The sequence below is a fragment of the Sporosarcina aquimarina genome (assembly GCF_023715615.1).
GTDB classification, from domain to species: domain Bacteria; phylum Bacillota; class Bacilli; order Bacillales_A; family Planococcaceae; genus Sporosarcina; species Sporosarcina aquimarina_A.
In genome coordinates this window covers 830,838-853,780 of record NZ_JAMBOM010000001.1, presented here as the reverse complement: position 1 = coordinate 853,780, position 22,943 = coordinate 830,838, and the positions used below count along the sequence as shown (strand labels likewise).

Annotated in this window: 25 protein-coding genes; 8 read left to right on the top strand and 17 right to left on the bottom strand. The window is 41.5% G+C overall.

Annotated elements, in window-relative coordinates:
* Nucleotides 1-22 precede the first annotated feature (22 nt).
* Entirely contained in the window at nucleotides 23-502 is a 480-nt protein-coding gene (gene coaD, locus M3197_RS03870; RefSeq protein ID WP_251658725.1) for a pantetheine-phosphate adenylyltransferase, read from the bottom strand.
* Nucleotides 503-511: 9 nt separating this feature from the next.
* Entirely contained in the window at nucleotides 512-1,060 is a 549-nt protein-coding gene (gene rsmD / locus M3197_RS03865; protein WP_251658723.1) for a 16S rRNA (guanine(966)-N(2))-methyltransferase RsmD, read from the bottom strand.
* 100 nt (nucleotides 1,061-1,160) lie between these two features.
* Between rsmD and M3197_RS03860 the strand changes: the two genes are divergently transcribed.
* Complete coding sequence (locus M3197_RS03860) at nucleotides 1,161-1,556, top strand: DUF7147 family protein (RefSeq protein WP_251658721.1); 396 nt, start codon at nucleotides 1,161-1,163, stop codon at nucleotides 1,554-1,556.
* Between the two features lie 2 nt (nucleotides 1,557-1,558).
* Here M3197_RS03860 and M3197_RS03855 read toward each other — a convergent pair whose 3' ends face one another.
* A complete protein-coding gene (locus tag M3197_RS03855; protein WP_025785176.1) occupies nucleotides 1,559-1,831 on the bottom strand; it encodes a YlbG family protein in 273 nt (90 codons plus the stop codon).
* Nucleotides 1,832-1,959: 128 nt separating this feature from the next.
* Between M3197_RS03855 and M3197_RS03850 the strand changes: the two genes are divergently transcribed.
* The gene (locus M3197_RS03850; RefSeq protein WP_251658719.1) at nucleotides 1,960-2,739 is read left to right on the top strand and encodes a PI-PLC domain-containing protein; all 780 of its coding nucleotides are present in this window, start codon (nucleotides 1,960-1,962) and stop codon (nucleotides 2,737-2,739) included.
* A 46-nt stretch (nucleotides 2,740-2,785) separates the two neighbouring features.
* Here M3197_RS03850 and M3197_RS03845 read toward each other — a convergent pair whose 3' ends face one another.
* Both M3197_RS03845 and M3197_RS03840 read right to left on the bottom strand, forming a co-directional pair.
* Complete coding sequence (locus tag M3197_RS03845) at nucleotides 2,786-3,229, bottom strand: YlbF/YmcA family competence regulator (RefSeq protein ID WP_251660081.1); 444 nt, start codon at nucleotides 3,227-3,229, stop codon at nucleotides 2,786-2,788.
* A 61-nt stretch (nucleotides 3,230-3,290) separates the two neighbouring features.
* Nucleotides 3,291-4,721 (bottom strand): Mur ligase family protein, encoded by a 1,431-nt coding sequence (locus M3197_RS03840; RefSeq protein ID WP_251658717.1) that lies wholly within the window; start codon nucleotides 4,719-4,721, stop codon nucleotides 3,291-3,293.
* Between the two features lie 85 nt (nucleotides 4,722-4,806).
* Here M3197_RS03840 and M3197_RS03835 point away from each other — a divergent pair, with 85 nt between their 5' ends.
* A complete protein-coding gene (locus M3197_RS03835) occupies nucleotides 4,807-5,574 on the top strand; it encodes an amino acid kinase family protein (protein ID WP_251658715.1) in 768 nt (255 codons plus the stop codon).
* A 5-nt stretch (nucleotides 5,575-5,579) separates the two neighbouring features.
* Here M3197_RS03835 and M3197_RS03830 read toward each other — a convergent pair whose 3' ends face one another.
* Entirely contained in the window at nucleotides 5,580-6,647 is a 1,068-nt protein-coding gene (locus M3197_RS03830; RefSeq protein ID WP_251658714.1) for a CAP domain-containing protein, read from the bottom strand.
* Between the two features lie 204 nt (nucleotides 6,648-6,851).
* On the opposite strand from M3197_RS03830, the gene M3197_RS03825 reads away from it, so the two are divergent.
* Both M3197_RS03825 and ytvI read left to right on the top strand, forming a co-directional pair.
* Nucleotides 6,852-7,217, top strand: coding sequence for a YugN family protein (locus M3197_RS03825; RefSeq protein WP_251658712.1), 366 nt, complete (start codon nucleotides 6,852-6,854; stop codon nucleotides 7,215-7,217).
* A gap of 97 nt (nucleotides 7,218-7,314) precedes the next feature.
* Complete coding sequence (gene ytvI, locus M3197_RS03820; RefSeq protein ID WP_251658710.1) at nucleotides 7,315-8,373, top strand: sporulation integral membrane protein YtvI; 1,059 nt, start codon at nucleotides 7,315-7,317, stop codon at nucleotides 8,371-8,373.
* Between the two features lie 61 nt (nucleotides 8,374-8,434).
* Here ytvI and M3197_RS03815 read toward each other — a convergent pair whose 3' ends face one another.
* The 7 genes from M3197_RS03815 to cyoE all read right to left on the bottom strand — a co-directional run bounded on the left by M3197_RS03815 (nucleotide 8,435) and on the right by cyoE (nucleotide 14,956).
* Nucleotides 8,435-8,896, bottom strand: coding sequence for a DUF420 domain-containing protein (locus M3197_RS03815; protein WP_251658708.1), 462 nt, complete (start codon nucleotides 8,894-8,896; stop codon nucleotides 8,435-8,437).
* Nucleotides 8,897-8,928: 32 nt separating this feature from the next.
* Nucleotides 8,929-9,843, bottom strand: coding sequence for a cytochrome c oxidase assembly factor CtaG (gene ctaG / locus M3197_RS03810; protein ID WP_251658706.1), 915 nt, complete (start codon nucleotides 9,841-9,843; stop codon nucleotides 8,929-8,931).
* 139 nt (nucleotides 9,844-9,982) lie between these two features.
* Nucleotides 9,983-10,330 (bottom strand): cytochrome C oxidase subunit IV family protein, encoded by a 348-nt coding sequence (locus M3197_RS03805; protein ID WP_025785194.1) that lies wholly within the window; start codon nucleotides 10,328-10,330, stop codon nucleotides 9,983-9,985.
* A gap of 1 nt (nucleotide 10,331) precedes the next feature.
* Entirely contained in the window at nucleotides 10,332-10,958 is a 627-nt protein-coding gene (locus M3197_RS03800; RefSeq protein ID WP_251658704.1) for a cytochrome c oxidase subunit 3, read from the bottom strand.
* On the bottom strand, nucleotides 10,958-12,838 hold the full coding sequence (locus tag M3197_RS03795; protein ID WP_251658702.1) for a cytochrome c oxidase subunit I: 1,881 nt from the start codon (nucleotides 12,836-12,838) through the stop codon (nucleotides 10,958-10,960). The genes M3197_RS03800 and M3197_RS03795 overlap by 1 nt, the downstream gene beginning before the upstream one ends.
* 35 nt (nucleotides 12,839-12,873) lie before the next feature.
* Complete coding sequence (coxB, locus tag M3197_RS03790) at nucleotides 12,874-13,938, bottom strand: cytochrome c oxidase subunit II (protein WP_251658700.1); 1,065 nt, start codon at nucleotides 13,936-13,938, stop codon at nucleotides 12,874-12,876.
* Nucleotides 13,939-14,035: 97 nt separating this feature from the next.
* The gene (gene cyoE, locus M3197_RS03785) at nucleotides 14,036-14,956 is read right to left on the bottom strand and encodes a heme o synthase (RefSeq protein ID WP_251658698.1); all 921 of its coding nucleotides are present in this window, start codon (nucleotides 14,954-14,956) and stop codon (nucleotides 14,036-14,038) included.
* Nucleotides 14,957-15,277: 321 nt separating this feature from the next.
* Between cyoE and M3197_RS03780 the strand changes: the two genes are divergently transcribed.
* A complete protein-coding gene (locus M3197_RS03780; RefSeq protein ID WP_285851071.1) occupies nucleotides 15,278-16,189 on the top strand; it encodes a COX15/CtaA family protein in 912 nt (303 codons plus the stop codon).
* 533 nt (nucleotides 16,190-16,722) lie between these two features.
* Here the strand turns inward: M3197_RS03780 and pyc are convergent.
* The 3 genes from pyc to M3197_RS03765 are packed head-to-tail and all read right to left on the bottom strand — an operon-like array spanning nucleotide 16,723 to nucleotide 21,689.
* Nucleotides 16,723-20,160, bottom strand: coding sequence for a pyruvate carboxylase (pyc, locus tag M3197_RS03775; protein WP_251660077.1), 3,438 nt, complete (start codon nucleotides 20,158-20,160; stop codon nucleotides 16,723-16,725).
* A gap of 23 nt (nucleotides 20,161-20,183) precedes the next feature.
* Nucleotides 20,184-21,347, bottom strand: coding sequence for an FtsW/RodA/SpoVE family cell cycle protein (locus M3197_RS03770; RefSeq protein WP_251658696.1), 1,164 nt, complete (start codon nucleotides 21,345-21,347; stop codon nucleotides 20,184-20,186).
* A gap of 60 nt (nucleotides 21,348-21,407) precedes the next feature.
* On the bottom strand, nucleotides 21,408-21,689 hold the full coding sequence (locus M3197_RS03765; protein ID WP_251658694.1) for an Fpa/YlaN family protein: 282 nt from the start codon (nucleotides 21,687-21,689) through the stop codon (nucleotides 21,408-21,410).
* 179 nt (nucleotides 21,690-21,868) lie between these two features.
* Between M3197_RS03765 and M3197_RS03760 the strand changes: the two genes are divergently transcribed.
* Both M3197_RS03760 and M3197_RS03755 read left to right on the top strand, forming a co-directional pair.
* Entirely contained in the window at nucleotides 21,869-22,366 is a 498-nt protein-coding gene (locus M3197_RS03760; protein WP_251658692.1) for a peptidyl-prolyl cis-trans isomerase, read from the top strand.
* A 14-nt stretch (nucleotides 22,367-22,380) separates the two neighbouring features.
* Nucleotides 22,381-22,584 (top strand): YlaI family protein, encoded by a 204-nt coding sequence (locus M3197_RS03755; protein ID WP_251658690.1) that lies wholly within the window; start codon nucleotides 22,381-22,383, stop codon nucleotides 22,582-22,584.
* 16 nt (nucleotides 22,585-22,600) lie between these two features.
* Here the strand turns inward: M3197_RS03755 and M3197_RS03750 are convergent, their stop codons facing one another.
* Nucleotides 22,601-22,933, bottom strand: a complete 333-nt coding sequence (locus tag M3197_RS03750; RefSeq protein ID WP_251658688.1) for a YlaH-like family protein — start codon at nucleotides 22,931-22,933, stop codon at nucleotides 22,601-22,603.
* Nucleotides 22,934-22,943: the final 10 nt, after the last annotated feature.

The following is a 22,943-nucleotide window of genomic DNA, read 5'->3' as shown; positions in this document are numbered from 1 at the left end:
CCGTACCCTTTGTTTGCTTATGTTATGTATACACTTTCTTTAATGCCTGATTGACCGTCTCTGGAACTAATGCCGAGACGTCTCCGCCATACTTCGCTACTTCCTTCACAATACTAGAACTGAGGAAAGAGTACTGATTCTTTGTCATGACAAAAAATGTCTCAATGTCTTCATCCAAAAAGCGGTTCATCGATGTAATTTGCATTTCATACTCAAAATCCGATACCGCACGTAATCCTCTAACAATCGCAATTGCCTTAATACTTTTAGCATAGTCAATAAGCAATCCTGAGGAAGAGTCGATCTTCACAGACGGATACTCTGCTGTTGCCTGTGCAATTAGCTGTTGACGTTCCTCAACCGTGAAAAGCGGATTTTTAGATGAATTGTTCATGACCACAACGTGGACTTCATCGAAAATTTTTACTGCCCGCTTAATAATATCAAGATGACCATTCGTCAGCGGATCAAAACTTCCTGGCACCACTGCCACTCTAGACATGATAGACCCTCATTTCTTGTAAATAGTGATTGCACTTCCGCCATACACAGTAGTCCCTACCGCTGCAAACGCACCGTATGAAGGTGGAAGAGTAAGTTGTTTTTCGTGTTCACAAACAATAATTGCATGTTTTGACAACAAATCCTGTTCAACAAACTCTAATGCGAGATCGTAAAATTCTACTTTTGCATAGGGTGGATCCAAAAATAATAAATCTGCTTGAATGCCTTCTTTAGCAAATTTACTGCCTGCCGATCTAGCATCCCCTCGAACAATATGAAGTTCGTCAATAAACTTGCATTTCTCTGCATTCGCTTTAATGATCGCGCATGCTTTAGGATTCTTCTCAAAAACCCAAGCGCTGTCCGCTCCACGCGAGAGCGCTTCCAAAGTAAGCGAACCACTTCCTCCGAACAATTCTACCGCAATGCCTCCATCGAAAAAGGGTCCGATTTTACTAAACAACGCTTCTTTTACTTTGTCAGATGTCGGTCGTGTATCCGTGCCCGTAATCGATTTTAAAGGGATTCCCCTTCTTGTTCCAGCGATGACTCTCATTTTGTAACTCCCTTATTTATCCCCTTCGCCCCAATCTGCAAAGAATCCATTAGCATGCTATGATGGAAAAGATTCTTTTTGAAAGGTGTGTGTATCACATATGCGACAACAACGATTCATCGAACTAGGTGAAGGGTACTCGGATATTTTTGAATTGTGCGAACTAATGACTACAAACGCAAACAGACTTGAAAGAACCTTTCTATTCAAAACAGCCACAAAAGATGGTAAACCTTCCATTTCTTTAGCTGCTTCTTTCACGCCTGCTGGTGAAGGTGGCTTTTATCCAATTTATATTTGCCGCGAAGGAATTCCATCTAACGAAGGAAACGTTTCTAAACGACAACTCATGTTTGAAGAAGCCGCTGCATCTGTCGGCAGCAAGCCGGTTCCAGTAGACCTTAAACATTCCTCTGAATTTCCAGAAACAAAGTTATTTTACCACTATGTAACTGGAGTTTTACGGCTTAACCACTTATTGCCGCCACTCGACTAATCTTATAAACCTGTTTTGTAATCGTATTCCTTGGCTTTGTCAGGACGTACATTCTCGTATTCCGTGCTCACAAACGGTCTATAGGAAGGAATTGCTTTCTTTACCGACGAGAGCTTCTCAACTTTACGAATGACGTCCTCGACGTCGTCTTGACTGCAATAGAGGACAACATACTTCATGCGTCGTGATATATAGTGAACGTGTCCGTATTTACGGAACGATTTCGCCTGTTTCAGATGATGGAGATAAATAATAACTCCTTGACGATCAACCAATAGTATCCCTCTTTTCTTCCCCTTACAATACCATAGGTTTGAAAAAAGCCGCAACCAGACTTTACTGACAGTTCGTCCGATTTGTTTTATAATGAATGTAACAGCTTCAAAACAAGGAGGAATTTGACATGGGAAGAAAAACGAAAGTTGCCCTATCTGTCGGTGCAGCAGGCGCAGCAGCCTGGGCCGCTTCAAAAGCAATCATTCGTCCGAACGCAAGACCAGGAAAAAAAGCGTTACACTTTGAAGGTCCTGTTGTCATTCAACAGTTAACTGACGTCACAGCTATTGAGCAACAAGCTGCTGAGGCTGCTTCTCTTGGAGTTCACGGATTTGCTTTGGATGTAAAACTTACAGCCCATGAAGAGATTATTCTCGTAACTAATCAGCATCCGGATCCTCCTCATTGCTTGCTTAAAGAGATGTTGACTCGTTACCCACATCTTCTTTTCATCATTCGTATTGCCGATTCTCCAGATACCTATGAAGGAAGTCTGATGCCTTCGAAGTTATGGAAACTGCTTGAAGAATGTGAAGCGCAAGAACAAGTCGCTGTCATCAGTCATTATGATGAACAAGTAGATCGTTTCAACTTGTACACACAACATATGGCTGCAGTAGGAGCTGGCGTGACCGAACTGAAGCAAGCTTATGCAGCATATACAAGCCGCTTCGGACACCTCTATCATCCTCGTACTGATTTTTTTGTACTAGCTGGTAAGATCGGACCATTTCAGCCAGCAAGTGAGGGATTCATCCAATTTTTAAACAAACTAAACATCAGTGTTTATGTAGAAAAATACGAGACCGATGACATCATTAAGCTGGCGCAAGCAGGCATTTCGGGATTCATTACGAATTCTCCTGAGGCGACAATGGCACAATTAGATATGTTACTTGAACACTAAAAAGCGGATGGCTGTTATTAGCCATCCGCTTTTTAGTGTTCTATTCTTAAGCAGAGCACGAGCAACCTCCACCCGTGCCACAACTCCCCCCGCATGAGGAATCGGTTACAAATGTATTGTCACTTGGCAATTTTACGGATTCTGAAACAGAATGGGCAATAGCTACACTAATTTCATCCAACATATATTGGACATCATTCTCTGCCAGTCGCAAGGCTGCAACCTTCTCATTCATATCTAACGCTCGTTTATCGAGTCGTATCGATTTCATAACTCTATTATAATCCGGATGGTATCTTCCGAAGCGCTGCACCTCTTCATAACGGTCTTTCATCTCAGAAAAGTCACGGATTTGCTTGACTAAATCCGGATCACTGTAAACTGCTTGATGAGAGGAGCGGTATTCGAAAAGTACGTCCGATGTCAAAATCATCTCGGCCAATTCGTCAGTTTGTTCGATGATGGCAAGCCATTCGTCGGTCATCATCATAAGTGAATTCCCTCCATTCTTCCCCATTATACCAAATTGAGGGAGCAAACGCATCACTTGTTCATTCTTGAAGTGATTCTAACTGATGAAGAGCTGTCATCGCTTCTGAAATATCAGACATCCTGATTTCCTTACCAGCAATGTATTGTGATGTTTCATGACCTTTTCCAGCAATAAGCACAATATCATTCGGCTTGCTTGAAGCAATTGCTTGGTGAATTGCACGTTTTCTATCCATTACTACTTGGATTACCGAGGGATCGTTCATTCCCTTTAAAATATTTTGAACAATTTCTAATGGATGCTCGCTTCGAGGATTGTCAGATGTGAGTACAATGGTGTCACAACAATTTTCAGCGATTTTTCCCATAATAGGTCTCTTCTCTTTGTCTCGATCTCCACCACATCCGAATACACAAATGAGCTTTCTTGGTTCCAAACTTGCTACCGCTTGCAATGCAGCGGATAACGCATCCGGCGTATGTGCATAATCGATGAACACCCGCCTTCCTTCATGCTCCACAAGCTGCATTCGACCTACGGGTAATTTTAAGAGACGAAATGATGAAAAAATCTCCCTCTCAGGAAATCCTAATAACTTCACAACAGATGCAGCAGCCATTGCGTTTAACCGATTATGCTCTCCAGGAGGCAACGTTCCTATTAACTCTTCCGATGGCATATACCCCCCTGCGACATTTCTTCCAAACAAGTGTATTGGCAACTCGACATCTCTAACAATAGCCATACATTCGCTATCTTCACAATTTACTACGAGTTGTTCAGACAACGAACACAGCTTTTTTTTCGCAGCGATATAATTTTCACGCCCCCCATGCTCTTCAAAGTGATCTGTACCAATATTCAAAAAGACCCCTACTGATACTCTGCAATGAGCGAGTCTCTCTTTTTCTAATCCTAGGGAAGATGCCTCTAGTGCAACATGGGTAACACCTCGATCTCTGCATTTCCTTAACAAGGGATGTAAATATTCTGCAGTAGGCGTTGTAAGAGGGGGAATCTCTTCATCTAGCTTTTCCCCGTCTATATAACAACCTGTTGTTCCAATTACAGCCGTCTTAATACCAAATCGGGCGAGCAACTGGCCGATGAAATGGGTCACAGTAGTTTTTCCATTTGTACCTGTGACTGCAATTATCGTCAAATCATCTGCAGGTACTCCAGACAATTGTGCACTACTATAAGAGAGGAACCGCTTACAGTCTGGCACTGTCACAACGGCTACGCCTCGTTGACTCCATTCGGAAATCTTACGTTCCGATACTGTTCGGTCTATGACAATCGCTGCGACTCCTTTCTCAAGTGCTTCTTCAATCGACTCGATTCCATCATGTTTAGCTCCTTTTCTAGCAATAAACAAACACCCTTTCGTAATACGTTCCGGATGCTCTGTAACTGACTCAATGGTGACGTCCCTCCAGTTCCCGCGAATCGTACACGGCCAATCTTTTAATAATTCGATCAGATACAAATTAGCTTCTCCTTCCCGAACGTTTTTACTTTCAGGGAATATAGTAAGAGTGAACCTACCACAGCGTATGAAATGTTTCGGGTAAATGTCACGAAGAAAGTTGGGAGAAGAGATGATCATCCAAAAGTTTGGTGGCGCAGCGATGAAAGATCGTGCGATGCGCCGTTTATGTATTGAACGAATTCAAGAAGGTCTAAAATTAAATGAAAAGGTCATCGTTGTCGTGTCTGCGATTGGACGGCAAGAAAGCCCATATTCAACAGACAGGCTCCTGAGCATTACACCCTCCTTAAAACCCTCTACAGCATCCTGGGACCTAGCTGCAGCATGCGGGGAACTGCTTGCATCCGCTATCCTAAGCGCAGAATTAGAAGAAGCAGGAACCCCTAACAGGGTTATGCATAGTGTGAACTCAGGCATAAGAACCGTTGGCTCCTTCGGTAACGCAACAATAGAAACAATCGAGACAAGCTATATCGAACAAACCTTTCAAGAACATAACTGTTTAATCGTTCCTGGATTTCAAGGGATGAATGCATCTGGAGATTATATGACATTAGGTAGAGGTGGGAGTGATTTGACTGCAATTGCTCTCGGCAGTAGTCTGAATGCCTGCCATGTCGAGTTTTTTAAAGATGTCCCCGGTGTAATGTCGGCAGACCCTCATATTTATCCTGATGCTAAAAAATTCGATTCACTGACAATTGATGAATTCCTTCCTCTATTAGACTGCGCAAGACCGATTATTCAAAAACGAGCAGCCCTTCACGCAAAAAAAACAGCGATTCCTCTCAGTATTAGAGGAATTGCTGTAGCTGAAGAGGGTACGTGGATAGTTCCACACTCATCTTAAATACCCTATTCTCGTGTTGGTTTCTCAACTTCTTGTATTAAATTTTGTGTATAATAATTTCCATATACCCCCGTACCAATATGTGTAAAGTTCTTATCCAACAAGACCTCTTGGTGAGCAGGAGAATTCAACCAACCATGAACCGCTTCAATCGCATCCGTATAATTCAATGCTATATTTTCTCCTGCTTTTTTAACGTCTATTTCCGCAAGTTTCAGCCGATTGGCAAGAGTACCAGATGTAGGTGAGTCTTGAGAGAAATAGTTTTGTAATGCCATTTCTTTACTATGCTCGCGCGCAACCAGTTGGAGTTGGTAATCACGCTTCAATTTGTCGACATTATGATTTGCCCGGTAAATGTTAGTGATATCGAGTATTTGACGTTCAAGAGCCCTATCAACAGCCATCTGATCTTCTGATGACGGTTTCTTCACTTCCATAAGCTCCCCTTTATAGAAAAGATCATAAGGTTGCTGCATAACAAGAGTCATCGGGTCAATAAACCGTACACCTTCTAACTCTTCACCGGTTTCGTCTATATAAAGTTGAGTGAAAAGACCTTCGGATTGAATAAGCATTTTGTTTTTAACGTCGTCCCCATTTAGCACAAATGTATACTGATTGTCCCCCACAACCACTTCCAGTTCTGACTCAATGATTGTGCTTCGATAGATGTCCTGACTGTTTTGCCCATTTACATACGGATAGACATCTGCTTCACGATCGGCACTATAAACCTGATTCACTTTACCATCTGCGACTCCTGCCATAATCATGGGGTTTGCATTATAAATCCACCATTCGAATCCAAATACGGAAAGATCCTTTCGATCTGGTTCTCCAAACAGTTTCGTCAATTCTTTTGAAGATTGCCCAACCACTGTCGAAATTCCTTTTTCGGGTCGTTTTGCACTGCTATCGCCTTGCTGTTCGAAAGTGCTCTCCCCGCTAATCGCAGTTCCAGGCTGAACAGGTGACTCCAACGGCTCGTTTTCCCTAATTCCATCATCCCAAAAGTAAAAAGCCAGAAGTGCAATCAGGAATAACACAAGCACTTTCCATAATCGTTTCAATTCCCCACCCCTTCTTACAGTTACCCCACACATAACTTTCTATCTTATTGTAATCAACATTAGATGAATAAGTCATCCATTTTTCTCTCGTTCTCCAAAATAAGCTTCAAGACACAATGTTGCCATTGCAACCAACTTCCTTTTGTTCTATGATTATAGACGAATAGCAATCGATTGAATGTTGCATAAGGAGGAAGCTAATCAATGGATTTTGTAAACACAGGTATTGAAGAGCTGGCTGTTAGCCTAATCGATCTTGAAGAAATTGCTAAAAGATATGATTTAGTTCTCGCTGGACAATGGGACTACGAACGTGTCACATTCGACAAAAAGTATACAGTGAGCGAAGGAGTATATTATTTACGCGTCTATGGACTCACTCCGAATGGTGACATTGGTAAAAATGAGGCAGTTATTGAATTCATCACTCCTCAGCTCGGTAAACATTACTATCCACACGGCGTTGAATACGGAGATGACGAGTTCTATCCATCATTCGTTGTAAATGATTGCAAAAAAACATTGGCTGGCCTAGTTAAAGATTTGCAAGCATTTAACTTACAAAAATAATTATCCACCGGAGAATAAAATGTTCTCCGGTTTTTCATATCCATTTTCTTTTCTTTTGGCTATAATAGAAATAATACACGATTTGGAGGAATGCCGGGTGTCAAAAAGGTTAACAAAACGAACTTTGCTTATTTTAGTAACTGCACTTGTTGCAGCTGCTGCACTATTCTTCATTCTCCCGGTTTCCATACCATTAATATTAGCCCTACTGACAGCGCTGATTATTGATCCGCTTGTCAAGTTAGTAGAGCGTAAATTCAAATGGAAACGAAAATTATCGGTTATTTCCGTGTTTATCTTTGTTGTTTTGCTAGTTGCGGTTGGAATCTATTATTCCGTAACATCATTAATCGGTAGGATTATTCAATTCACAAAAGATGCACCGGACTATTTAAACTCGTTATCCGGCGTCTGGATCGATATGCAGGAGAAAGTATTTAAATATACTTCAGGAATGCCTTCAGACATCGTCAAAGCCACACAAGAACAATTGACTGCTGCGCTCACTTCCTTCAAAGATTCCCTTCTTGAACTGTTGAGCTATGAAAAGATCATTGCACTCGCTTCAGAAATCCCGAATTTCCTCGTGAGTTTCATCGTCTTCCTGATTGCTTTGTTCTTGTTTATGCTTGAACTCCCTCAACTAAAACAAAGTGCGTTTAATCTACTAACGGACCGTACAGCAGAAAAAGTACGTTATATGACTACTAAACTAAATGCAACGGTCATTGGATTTATGAAAGCACAATTGCTCGTCAGTTTCATAATTTTAGCAGTTGCATTCGTCGGATTGTTGTTAATCGTTCCAAAATACGCAGTCATTATGGCGATTATCATCTGGGTTATCGACGTAATTCCTATTCTAGGTTCCATTATCATTCTTGCGCCATGGTCCCTTTATGAATACGTAAGTGGAGACGTTGCGATGGGCACAAAACTCGCAATATTAGCTGCAGTACTACTAATTATACGGAGAACTGTGGAACCAAAAGTGATGGGTTCTCAAATCGGTTTATCCCCTCTACCTACTCTGATCGGGATGTTTATCGGCTTAAAATTATTTGGGGTACTTGGATTCTTTATCGGCCCAATGGTCGTCATTCTTTTTACTACTGCAATCGAAGCAGGTATTATAAAGCTGAATTTTAGAATTTAGCTGGAATGCAACCCATACAAAAACACGCATGTCCCAATTAGAGGGGCATGCGTGTTTTACGTTAAAATCCAAGAATTGCTTTGATCATTGAAGTCGTCTCTCCGCCTTTGTAAAACACATAGAGGAGCAAATAGACAACAACACCAGTCAAGGCTGCAAAGACCCACACAGTGCTCGTTACAGGGCCAAGACGCCGGTGCTTTGGTAAGTTGTTCTTAAAACCTGAGATGAGCGATAGAACGCCCAGAACCGCTCCAGTCGTAGCCAAACAAATATGGAATATCAAAAACACCGTGTAATAGATTTTAATGTTGTCTGGGCCACCAAAAGAGGTGTTCCCAATGATAATTGTACGGGATAAGTAAATTACTAAAAACAGAAGTGCTGAAATAGATGCTGCAATCATCACATTTTTGTGTGCTTGCTTCCGTTTTTTGCGGATTAACTTCCATCCAATCACCACTAAGACGCCAGAAATTATTATGAGCAATGTGCTCAATGTCGGCAGAAAAGGCAAGTTCATAAAGGTTCTCCATTTCTATTCAGATGTAACTCTCAGCCATGAACTGATAATTTCTTTCGGTTGATCAAATCTTGGCGGGTAATTTCATCAGCGTTATCTTGTTCATCTCGATACCAAGTAATAAAGATTTTACCAATGATGAACACATACAATAATTCTTGAATGACTTTCATGATAATGCCACCAAGTTGCTGATCATAAAGAGTTGGCATACTTGTAAATAACTCGGGACCAGAAATCGTCAAACCTGATAGCGTACCTGCAGGAACACATAAGGCCATAGCTTGTAACCAAGCTTCACCACTACTGTACGTTTCGTAAACAGGTACGTCCGCAAAGATAATCAACGAGCAAGCAGGTGTTAACAGAATCGCACTTAATATGACATAACCGATCTTCTTCAAACCATGTAACTGTGACTCGCCCGGTAAGGTATTAAATATCGGCCACCACAAGAACAAAGCCGATAAGAAAAGAGTTAACGTAAATGCAGTATGCAAAGGTAAACTAAGTTTTATGGTATCCAAAACTAATGGGTAGTGATTTAAAGAAAACATAATTGTAAAGACAATCAAGCTAATAATTGGCTTTGTGAAAAAGCGAATAATGCTCGCAAGTTTCGGGTAACTAAAAACTTTTTTCCATAAAAAGTTCGGAATCCCGACGATAAATAACGGTGCAATGACCAGGAGTAAAAGTGCCATTTGTGACATATGGACAGAAAACAATATATGTCCCATTAAATCCATTGGTGAACCTTTTACAATATACAACAGTACAATTGCAGATAAGAAAATTGTGATCTGCCTTTTTGTAACTTCCTCATTACCGTCAAATCGAGATCTCCACTTTTTTGTCAGTAAAAAGTACAGGACCGTCACAAGGACGAGAAATAAGAAAAAATACGGACTCCATAAAGCGCGGAAGCCAAAAATACTTAACGACAAGTGTCCCAGCTCCTTTTATAAGTTCTGTTCTTATTATAGGCGGTTCTTTTATGTAAAACAATGAACGTTCTTTGACATCCATAAAAATAAGAAAACCTCTGGCCTTGGCAATTGGCCAAAGACAGAGGTGTTGTAAGGCTTACCACCAAACAATCGTAACGAAAGTCAGTGGAATTAGGAACGCAAACACGACTCCTGTGAACATGAACATTTGAGGAACTCCATGTCCTTTGTCTTTCATGTGCATGAAATAGTAAAGCTGTAGTCCAACTTGAACCGCTGCAAAGAGGAAAAGAACTGGAATTACTAAATACTTCGTAAATCCTTCTACTCCCTGCTGGTAAGCCACGACGAATGTAAACGAGACAAGTGTCATGAAGATCATGAGTGAGAACATCATAACTTGACCACGCATTGTTTCCTTAGAACGACGGACAAATAGATCCTGTTCAATAGGGGTTCTCTTGTACATTTCTACTTCTGCCATGTTATCCGATCACTCCCATCAAGTAAACTACCGTAAAGATGAATACCCATACGACGTCAATGAAGTGCCAGTAAAGTGAGAAAGTGTAGTACTTAGATGCATTATACAGGTTCAAGCCACGTTTTGCATTTCGGAAGAGCAACAGTGTTATCCACACGAGTCCGACTGCAACGTGGAAACCGTGTGTTCCTACAAGTGTAAAGAACGATGAACTGAATGCACTGTTTCCAAACGTAAATCCTTCATGTACGTAGTGATTAAACTCATATACTTCCAGTCCAAGGAAACAAAGTCCTAGGAATGCAGTAATTGCTAACCAAAGTTGCATTTTCTTGAAGTTATAGTTCTTCATATGGTGCATAGCATACACACTTGTAAGTGAAGAAGTTAAAAGCAACAAGGTCATGACAAACACTAATGGAAGCTGGTACAACTCTTGTGTTGAAAATCCGAAACCGCTCGGTCCCTTGTTTTTCAACGCCATATAAGTAGCAAACAACGTTGCGAATAGAATGGTTTCGCCACCAAGGAAGAGCCAGAAGCCAACAAACTTATTTTTTCCTTCAAGCGTTGCACGCTCAGGGTGTTCCGGCCAAGTTTCCGGAGTGAATTTTTTATTCAAATCCATCAGTTTTGACCCCCTTTGCTAGCATTGGTAATGTCACGCTGAATTTCTTCTTTCGTTACATGATAGCCTAGGTCATCTTTCAATGAACGCATTGCCATTGCCACGAACGTCCAAGCAAGACCGAAGATGAGCAATGGAAGTCCCCAAGAAGTTTCTTGATGGAACATCGCACCAAATCCAGCGATGAACAAACCGACTGACATGAAGAATGGAATGATTGAACCATGTGGCATATGGATATCAGTTACGGGTTCAGCAAATGTTAGCCCAGTTGCGTTCCCTTCCTGCTTTTCAATCCAAACAGTATCAAGTCCACGTACGAGTGGAGTTTGAGTAAAGTTATAGAACGGTGGCGGTGACGGAATTGCCCATTCAAGCGTACGTCCATCGCCCCATGGATCGTTTCCAACACGCACGTTTTTAACAGTGGTCATGATGATATTGATTACCATGACAATGACACCGATTGCCATGAGAAGCGCACCGATAGAACTAATCAAGTTTGCTGTATTCCAGCCTTGTCCATCCATATATGTCCAAACTCGACGTGGCATTCCCCAGAATCCAAGCCAGTGCTGGATAAGGAATGTACAGTGGAATCCGACAAAGAAGAATACAAATGTGATTTTACCAAGTGTTTCACTGAGCATTGTTCCAAACATCTTAGGCCAGTAAAGGTGTACTCCAGCTAAGATTGCAAGTACAACCCCACCGACAATTACGTAGTGGAAGTGAGCAACAATGAAATAACTATCGTGTAACTGATAGTCAAGAGGTGCAGCACCCTGCATAACCCCAGTAACACCACCCATTACGAACGATGGGATGAAACCAAGTGCATACAACATTGGAGTTGTAACGGAAATACTTCCGCCCCAAATTGTAAGCAACCAGTTAAAGATTTTAACACCAGTTGGTACAGCAATCGCCATCGTCGCAACTGCGAAAATTGCGTTAGCTGTTGGCCCAAGACCTACTGTAAACATGTGGTGAGCCCATACCATGAATCCTAAGAAACCAATCAATACTGTCGCAAATACCATCGCCGGATACCCGAAGAGACGTTTACGAGAGAAAATCGAAAAGATTTCAGAGAAAATACCGAATGCCGGCAAGATCAGGATATATACTTCAGGGTGACCGAAAATCCAGAAAATATGCTCCCAGATAATTGTGTTTCCACCCATCTGATGGTCGAAGAAGTTCGCATCGAACATTCGATCGAATGTCAAGAAGAACAATCCTACAGTAAGTGGTGGGAATGCGAATAGGATCATTGCTGAAGCGACAAACGTCGTCCATGTGAACAATGGCATCCTCATATACGTCATACCTGGTGCACGCATATTAATGATGGTTACAAGGAAGTTAATCCCGCCCATCAGCGTACCTCCACCTGCGATTTGAAGTCCTATCGCATAAAAGTCAATACCATGTCCAGTTGATGCGAGTGAAAGTGATGCATATGAAGTCCATCCAGCATCAGGAACCTGTCCGAAAAACCAAGAAACGTTTAAGAACACGCCTCCCAAGAAGAACATCCAGAATCCAAGTGAGTTAATGAATGGGAATGCAACGTCACGTGCTCCAATTTGGAGTGGCATGATATAGTTCATAAAACCAAATAGTATCGGCATGGCGGCCAGGAAAATCATCGTAGTACCATGCATTGTGATTAAATCATTAAAAAGACCTGCACTTACAAGGTCATTGTTCGGCTTTAACAGCTGGAGACGAATAATCATCGCTTCAATACCGCCGACGACGAAGAAGAAACCGCCGCCAATGAGGTAAAGAATTCCGATTTTCTTATGGTCGACGGTTGTCATCCAATCCCAAAGCGCTGCGCCGAATCCTCTTTTTTGAGCAACAGAACTCACGTTGTTTTACCTCCTCTTCAATATCGCGTTACGTATTACTGCTCAACAGATAAGCCAAGCAAGTACTCAGTTAAGTCATCCAATTCCTGTTCAGATAGCTGATTTTCAAAAGAAGGCATTGTGTTGCCTGGTTTAACTTTTTGTGGATTTTTAATCCATTTTTTCAAGTCTTCTTCATTATGTTTTAAGAAACCAGCTACGCGGTTACGGTCACCGAAAGATGCTAGGTTTGGACCTTGAGATCCACCTTCACCAGCACCAGAAGTCGCGTGACAACCGATACAGCTTTGTTTAAAGACTTCTTCACCTGCTGCGTTTGCTACAGAGTTTCCATCCTCAGTTGCTTTCATGTTTTTCGCCCATGCGTTGAACTCATCACGTGGTAAAGTTTTTACTTTGAAATCCATCAGTGAGTGAGACGGCCCGCATAGCTCAGCACATTTACCATAGAATACGCCATCTTTAAGACCTTCTGATTCTTTGTCGAATGTCAGATAGAACTTATTCAAGTTCTCAACGTTTGTATCCATTTTCCCACCGATTGCTGGAATCCAGAAGGAGTGCTTCACATCGGCTGCTTTCAAGTTAAAGTAGATTTTTTCCTTTGTTGGTACTACGAGCTCTTGAGCTGTCACAATACCAAGATCAGGGTATTCGAATTCCCACCAGTAGAGCTTAGCGGTTACATCTACAACAAGGTGTTTAGCTTTACCATCATCAGTAACTTCTTCCATTGCTTTTACGTCCCCAAGTTTGTAAGTGTAATATACGGTAGGAACTGCAAGAATGATAATGAGGATAATTGGAATAATAGTCCAAACAAGCTCCAATTTATGACTACCTTCAACTTGTTCAGGTATGAAATCCTCACCTAGTTTCGAACGTCTGAAACGAATCAGTGCTACTACATAAATTGCGACTACAACAAGAATGACGAACAGCATGATTCCTGAAGCAAGCATCAGTAGTTTAAACTGATCTTTACCTACCTGACCAGCTGGTAGAAGCGTGGATAATTCCTCTTGGCCACATCCTGCTAAAAATACAGTCAGAACCGCTAATAAGGAAAAGAGACGCCATTTTTTGAGTCCTTTCATCATCGCTTCATAATCCCTCTCTTTCTAATAGTGTTTTCTTCCATCGAGGAGTGTAGACCTCTCTATAATGAATTCCTGTCAAAGAAAGAATTCCATACATTTAGATGAAAATCGAAAAGATAATCATCGAGACAAAAAGAATTGTCATATAATTCAGCGAGTAGATGAACATGGACGTCGCCCACTTTAAATCATCTTTTACACGGAATCCTTTTAGTGCGAGTAATAACCAACCTACATTCAACAATGTGGCAAGAACTAAAAACGCAGTTCCTAGCTCAGTTAGCATAAATGGCAAAGGAAACAACAGCACGACCCATGCAAGCATTGATTTTTTTGTGCGGGCAAACCCTTTTACAACAGGTAACATCGGAATCCCGGCTGCTCCGTAGTCATCTGTTTTCTTCATAGCAAGCGCGTAAAAATGAGGTGGCTGCCAGACAAACATAATTAGAAACAGAGACCAAGCTCCAAGTCCAAGTGACGGTTCCACTGCTGCCCAACCAATTAGTGGTGGAATAGCACCAGACAAACTTCCGACAATCGTATTGGATACGTGACGGCGTTTTGACCACATAGAATAGAGAACCACGTAACTGAATACTCCAGCGAGTCCAAGAAGCCCAGTAGTAGAATTTGCAGAAAACAGCAATATCTCTCCGATAGCTACAAAGCCCAACGCCATGGCGAGCACTGCAGGGGCCTTAAATCGCCCAGTTACTGTTGGTCTAGTTCTTGTCCTCTTCATAATCGGATCGATATCACGATCGATCAAGTTATTAAGCGCTGCTGAACCGGCTATGATCAGGGCAGTTCCGAATAGCGTAGCAATCATAAGGTCCAGTCTATGTACAAAGCTGATGTTCGCAAACTGGAACGCTAAGAAGAGACCTGTAAATGCAGTAATCAGGTTAGAATTTACAATTCCAATTTTAATAAGTGCTAAAAAATCCTTCATGAATGTTGGTGCAATTACAGTTTCCGGTACCCTCTCTGCAGCAGTCGTACGACTATTTGACATGTTACTCCCCCTTTCAAAGCCTATTAAAAATGACCGCTGTACTTAACTATATCGAAAATCCTTCACAATTTCTATACAAAATCGCAATTTGTATAGAATTGCACAAACTCTCGAGGAATTATACAGTGCACACTCTATAGTAAATCATTCCATCTACCCATTTGTGAAGTTATCAGGTCTTTTTTATGAACATTTTGTGAAAAACAGAACCTATTTGTGCCTTCTTCGTTTCCGGCATTGTGTTTTAAGGTTCTATTCTCTATCATTAAAAACTAGAGACCTTTTCAACGGTCGACATTTTACAAAAGAAGGTGTCTTTGTTTGAAACGATACAACTACTTAAAATGGTTTGCGGTAGCTGCGACAATCGGGATGCTGCTCATTATGCTCGGCGGCGCGCTCGTTACGAAAACAGACAGCGGTATGGGTTGCGGAAGACATTGGCCTGGCTGTAATGGACAACTAATTCCGGACGAAATTACCGCAGAAGTACTCATTGAGTTTTCTCATCGTCTCGTTACTGGTGCTGTCGGAATTTTAATAGTAATTTTATCTGTATGGTCATGGAAAGCAATTGGACATGTTCGCGAAACTAAATTCCTTTCGGTTATGGCCTTATTTTTCCTCATTTTACAAGCACTCATTGGGGCCGCACAGGTAAAATGGGGACAAGGGGATTTTATACTTGCTTTACATTTCGGAATTTCATTGATTTCTTTTGCGGCAGTCTTGCTTCTCACCCTTCTCATATTTGAGGTGGATAAAAAGTTTGATGCCGACAAAATTCAAGTTGGATCCAAATTGAAATTCCATACAATCGGAGTTACCGTTTACTCGTATATCGTCATTTATACGGGTGCACTTGTTCGTCACACTGAATCTAGTCTCGCTTGTGCAGATTGGCCACTTTGCAGAAATGATCAGTTTGAGCTCCCTTCCAATTTAAATGAATGGGTACAAATGGGACATCGAACTGCTGCTGCACTGATTGTCATCTGGCTTGTGTATATTGCCTTCCTTGTTTGGCGGAACTATCGTAACCAAAAAGTCTTGGTATGGGGCTGGTCAATTGCATTATTACTTGTTCTGGCGCAAGCAACGACCGGTATGCTATCCATCTTCACCCGGTTAAATCTTACAATCGCATTGCTTCATTCCTTATTTGTAACACTATTATTCGGATTACTTACTTACATGATCTTGTTACTATCTAGAGTACGAATTCAAAAATAATGAAAAAACAGCCACTCGAGTTTCCCGAGTGGCTGTTTTTGTGATTTCTATTTAATTGGAGAGTGAATGATTGGTTAATTAGGTTATAAAGTGTACATTTTCTCATGGGTTATGTTTACTTTTCAGGATTTATGAGCACTTTTCAGCTTTTATGATCACTTCTCGCGGGTTATGAGCACTTCTCAGCTTTTATGATCACTTTTCACGGGTTATGAGCACTTTTCAGCTTTTATGATCACTTTTCACGGGTTATGAGCACTTCTCAGCTTTTATGATCACTTTTCACGGGTTACGAGCACTTCTCAGCTTTTATGATCACTTTTCACGGGTTATGAGCACTTTCCTGCTTTTATGATCACTTTTCACGGGTTATGAGCACTTTCCTGCTTTTATGATCACTTTGGGAGTGTTAAAAGCACTTCACTTCCTAAATAACTATTTCCCAGTTTTATGAGCACACCAATCATTGCATGCGCTCATTCTCACCTAGTACCAGAATTCAACTAGTAATCACTTAACAAGCACTTCCCCTATTAATGCTCGAGTTCAATCAGCAAATCTCCCGTTGAAATCGCTTCGCCTGGGGTGACATGAATTTCTTTTACGATACCGTCATATGGCGTTTGAATCGTTGTCTCCATCTTCATCGCTTCCGTGATCAACAAGTGTTGACCTCTACGGACACGGTCCCCTTTCTCAACCGCGAGCTGCAGAACCGTACCAGGCATCGTTGCAGCAATATGGGCATCATTTCCAGGATCGGCTTTTTGCTTCTTCGCAGAATCTGTTTCAACACTCACATCTTGAATAATCACTTCACGTGGCTGTCCGTTCAACTCAAAGTAAACGACACGAGTTCCGTCAGCTTGAGGTTCACCAATGGAAACGAGCTTAACTATAAGCGTCTTCCCTACTTCAATCTCGACCTCAATCTCCTCTCCTAATCTCATACCATAGAGGAATTCAGGAGTTTGAATAACAGATAGGTTACCAAAGTCTTTATACATCGCCAAATACTCTTCAAATACTTTCGGATACAACGAATACGCTAATGCATCATGTATGGTTGCTGGTTTCTCTAGTTCCCCATCGAGTTTTTCAATAACTTGTTCAAAATCAACAGGCTCTAGTAGTTCCCCCGGACGCACAGTTAACGGTTTGCGACCTTTTAATACAACCTTTTGCAGCTCCTCTGGGAAACCGCCATAAGGCTGACCAATGTACCCTTCAAAAAACTCAATGACAGACTCAGGGAAGTCAATGGAGTTTCCTCTAGCCAGTACCGCATCTTCATCCAAATCATTTTGGACCATGAACAACGCCATATCTCCAACAACTTTGGAGGAAGGTGTCACTTTTACAATATCCCCGAACAACATATTCACGCGGGAGAACATTTCTTTAACTTCTTTCCAACGATTACCGAGTCCGACACCCTTCGCTTGTTGCTGTAAATTGGAGTATTGGCCACCCGGCATTTCATGGACGTACACTTCTGAATGTGGGCTGATCATGCCGCTTTCAAAGTGAGCGTAATACTCACGGACATCCTCCCAGTAGAAGGATAACTCTTCAAGTGCTTTAACATCTGCACGGACTCCACGGCCACCATTCTGTAACGCGTAGTAAAGCGAGTTAGCTGAAGGTTGTGATGTCAATCCAGACATCGCACCCAGTGCGGTATCGACAATATCAACACCTGCTTCAATAGCGCGTGTATACATAGCGATTCCGTTACCACTCGTATCATGAGAATGTAAGTGAATCGGGATATCGACGGTTGCTTTCAATTCAGAAATAAGTTGATATGCCGCTTCAGGCTTCAACAAACCCGCCATATCTTTCAAGGACAAAATATGGGCTCCCGCATTTTCAAGCTCTTTCGCCATTTCTTTATAGTAAGCAATCGTATATTTAGTTCTCATTGGATCTAGTACGTCCCCTGTGTAACAAAGAGCGGCTTCCGCTACTTTACCTTCTTGACGTACTGCATCGATTGCTACTTCCATTCCCTTGATCCAGTTCAAACTATCGAAAATACGGAATACGTCAATACCTGCCGCTGCGGACTCTTTAACAAATTCCCTGATCACATTATCCGGATAGTTCTTGTAGCCAACTGCATTTGCCCCTCTAAATAACATTTGGAACAATACGTTCGGGATTTGCTTGCGAAGCACTGCAAGACGCTCCCATGGATCTTCTTTTAAGAAACGATATGAAACGTCAAACGTCGCACCGCCCCACATTTCAAATGAAAATAGATCGGGCATCAGACGAGCAGATTCTGCAGCTATATTTGTCATATCTGCTGTCCGGACACGTGTTGCAAGTAATGACTGGTGAGCATCACGGAATGTGGTGTCTGTCAGCAACACATCTTCCTGTTCTTTGACCCATTTCGCTAACCCTTCTGGTCCTCTTTCATCCAGAATTTGTTTGGTTCCTTGTCTGGGTGGAATCGCAATATCAACTTCAGGTTTGCGTGGAACCGCAAATACAGGTTTTGATTGCCGTCCAATTCCTGGGAATCCATTGACAGTAATGGTTCCTAAATAATTTAACACTTTCGTTCCCCGGTCTTTTCTGACTGGGAATTCAAATAATTCTGGAGCTGCATCTATAAAATTCGTTGTGTAATCTCCTGTAAGGAAGCTTTCATGTCGGACAACATTTGCAAGGAATGGAATATTGGTCTTAATCCCACGAATACGGAACTCTTGTAAATTCCTATCCATTTTGGACGCAGCTTCCCTAAACGTCATTCCCCAAGTTGAAACTTTTACAAGCAACGAATCATAGTAAGGTGTAATAACTGCCCCTTGGAATCCATTCCCCGCATCAAGACGGACACCAAAACCTCCACCTGATCGGTAAACGGATAATTTTCCAGTATCGGGCATGAAATCGTTTAAAGGGTCTTCAGTTGTTACCCGTGCTTGTATCGCATATCCAAACAAAGGAATATCCTCTTGTTGTGGAACAGCCGACTGTCGCGTATGAATATTCTCTCCATCTGCAATAAAAATTTGTGTATGGACGATATCTATGCCTGTCACCATTTCCGAAATCGTATGTTCAACTTGAATACGTGGGTTGACTTCAATAAAGTAAAACTCATTATCTGCGACTAAAAATTCAACTGTCCCCGCATTTATGTAGTTTACATTTGACATGAGTTTAACCGCTGAATCACAAATGGCTTGTCTTATCTCATCAGACAACGAAATGGAAGGTGCAATTTCCACTAACTTTTGGTGGCGACGCTGTACTGAACAATCCCGTTCATACAGATGCACGATATTGCCGTGAGTGTCACCTAAGATCTGCACTTCAATATGTTTTGGTTCTCTAATCAGTTTTTCAACGTATACTTCATCGGATCCGAATGCTGACTTCGCTTCAGATTTCGCACGGTTATAAGATTCTTGAACTTCATCGGCATGCTCCACAATACGCATCCCGCGCCCACCACCACCAAGTGATGCTTTGATGATAATCGGATAACCATGAGACGTCCCAAACGCCTCCACTTCTTCAATCGATTGAACGGGTCCATCTGTACCTGGAATGACAGGGATCCCTGCTTGTATTGCTTGTGAACGCGCTTTCACTTTATCGCCAAACATCTCAAGATGACGAGAAGTCGGTCCAATAAAAATGATTCCTTCTTTTTCAAGACGTGCAGCAAACTCTTCGTTTTCTGCTAAAAAGCCGTAACCTGGATGCACGGCATTAGCACCCGAACGTTTAGCGATATCAATAATCCCATCGATGTCAAGGTACGCATCAATTGGTTTCTTTCCTTCACCAATCAAATAGGATTCATCTGCTTTGTAACGATGAAACGATCCTCGGTCTTCTGCCGAATAAATACCTACTGTCGGGATTTGAAGTTCAGTACACGCTCTGAAAATACGAATTGCAATTTCCCCACGGTTTGCAACTAGAATCTTTTTAATGGATTTCATTTCCACGTTAGGCACGCCCTTTTCTATTTATTTTTCTCATATCTAGTGAACATTGAAACATTCATCAATATTCCTAAAGCTAAAGATAACAGAATAATCGAAGTTCCGCCATAACTAATAAAGGGAAGTGTGACACCCGTCAATGGAATGAGCCCTGTCACCCCACCGAGATTGATGAATGTTTGAATACCAATGATGGCACCAACACCTGAAGCAAGCATTCTAGCATGGGGATCTTTAGTAGTTAACGCAATCCAAAAAGCACGCACTACTAAAAATCCTAATCCTCCGATTACAATGATTGTCCCAAAGATACCAAGTTCCTCAGCGATAATCGCCATGATGAAATCGGTATGTGGTTCAGGTAAATACCCCATTTTTTGAACCGAGTTTCCTAGTCCAAGTCCAAATAGACCTCCCGCACCGATGGCAATATAACCATTAACAATTTGGAGTCCAGAACCTTGGATGTATTGGAATGGATCGCGATAGGCTGTAAAACGACCCATACGACTCCCTGTCATGACAGAATCCCATGAGAAAAACAAAACAATTCCTACCAAAACCAGAATTGCTGCAACAAACAAACTTAACTTCCAAAATGTCTTGACGTTGATGCCACTAGTCGCCATCACACATATTGATGTTGCAATAATAATAAAGGTCGCCCCGATATCCGTTTCCATCATAACGGACGCAACTGCAAAACCTAATATAATGACCGGCGGTACGATTGCTGTATTTATACTGTTAATTGTTCCAGCCTCGTACTTGTTTGCAAACACACCTGCAAAATATATAATCATCACAATCTTTGCAAGTTCAGAAGGTTGTATACTCCCTACCGGAAGATTAATCCAGGATTGTGAGCCTACTTCTCCACCAAACCCAATGAAATGAACAAGAAACAACAATATCAACATGACTGCGACAGTCACTACCATAAAATACTTTTTACGGTATAGTTTATATGGTAGAAAAGCTGTAAAGAAAAATGCCAAAAGTGCGATAATCACACTAATAAGCTGCTGGTTAAAAAACTTATCAGGCTCCCAGCCATATCGATTCACAGCCCATACCATACTGGAACTGTAAATCATGACGAGCCCAAAAAGACAAAGTACTAGATATGTAAAAAACAATGGAAAATCGAAATGGCGAAATATTCGCTTTGCATAACTTTTCAAGAAAACCCCTCGTATCTGTAAATAAAAAACTCAAACTTGTGTGTAGTTTGAGTCTTTTGTTTATTTTTTTATGCTAAGTTCATGTAAGATGTTCATTTCCTTCTCTAAAGCAGAAAGTATGTTCTTTCCACGCTCTCGCTCAACAAGACCTAGCTTTACAGCAAAGTCAATTTCGCGTGACAGCCCATACATTTGTGTGTCCAATACTTCCTCATATAACGGACATTGTGGCATCGTCAAATGATCCATCTGCACTTTAATGAGCTGGGCGATTTTGTCTGCATCTGCCTGCAGCTGCATTATGGCTTTTTCCTGATAGGTTTCCTGTACTTCTATATCCATGAGGACGCCCCCATTATTCTTATTTCAGCAAGCTGCTATAGAGTAAATTGTAGCTGTAGAAAGCTGAAATTGCAAGTATTTCCCGTAGTGTTCCAACGACTTCTAGCCAGATAACTTCCGATTAAGGACAAATAGCGGTATACTATAATATAGAAACGAATGAGCTGGGAGGATTTACTGTGGAAACAATTGTACCGATTAAAGGGAATGTGAAACATACGATTACGCTCGATCCAACTGTTTGGATTTTTGACGACAGACGACTCGATTTAGAAACCTACTTCACCACTGAGGTTGATGAGTTCGATGAAATGGAAGACTATAAAGAACGAATGGGTAAGCACTGGTCCCGTGAAATCATGGAAGGCGCTACCTATCCTCCAACATTGAAATCTGAAAAGAAATATGAGAAACAAAAAATGTTAACCGGTACGTTCGGTATCATTTTTGAGCCATTTTTAAAAAATGCTATTCCGGCAGAGGATGCAACTACGATCACTTTTGAAACATTAGATGGAGAGCATAGTTTCCCCATTGAAGATGCAGCGAACCTGCTATTTCAGTTCAGTCTGGAAGGTAAACCACTGAAAGAAGATGGTCCGATTCATGTCCTACTAAAAGACGGCTCAACACGAAATAATCCAATCCGTAATGTTACGGCAATTCGCATTAGCTAAAGAGAGGTGCAACGATGCGTGTTAAATGTGTAATGTGTGATGAAATCGGTAAACTAAGTGACGAAGATCCACTCGCAAAGAAATTACGCAATCGACCAATTCATACATATATGTGTGAACCTTGCAGAGATCGTATTGGTGAGTTGACGAAATCGCGAATAGCAACAGGAAAATTCACCTTCCGCCGAAGTTCCCATCCAGCTGAAGTTGAATTTTAAAAAAGATCCAGCCGCATTATGCGACTGGATCTTTTTGGTGTTCATTTAATCTACGGACTCTATATATAATCAGAATCAATGCGGCTACAATCAGCCCTTCCGTAATTGGAAGGAAAAATGCCAAGAACGTTAACACGAGGCAGCCGATAAACAAAAACGTATAAATGACAAGATTTTGCAATGGCTTGATTTTTCTAGCGAACCCTAGTTTGTACACTAAGGCAGCTAGTAAAAACACGAGGGCGAACAATACGTACCCAGCAGATGAAAAACTCGGCATCATTTCATATATGAACTTAGCAATACCGGACATCTTAGTGGCTACGAGCTCTGAATCCTCTACCTTCATTCAACACATC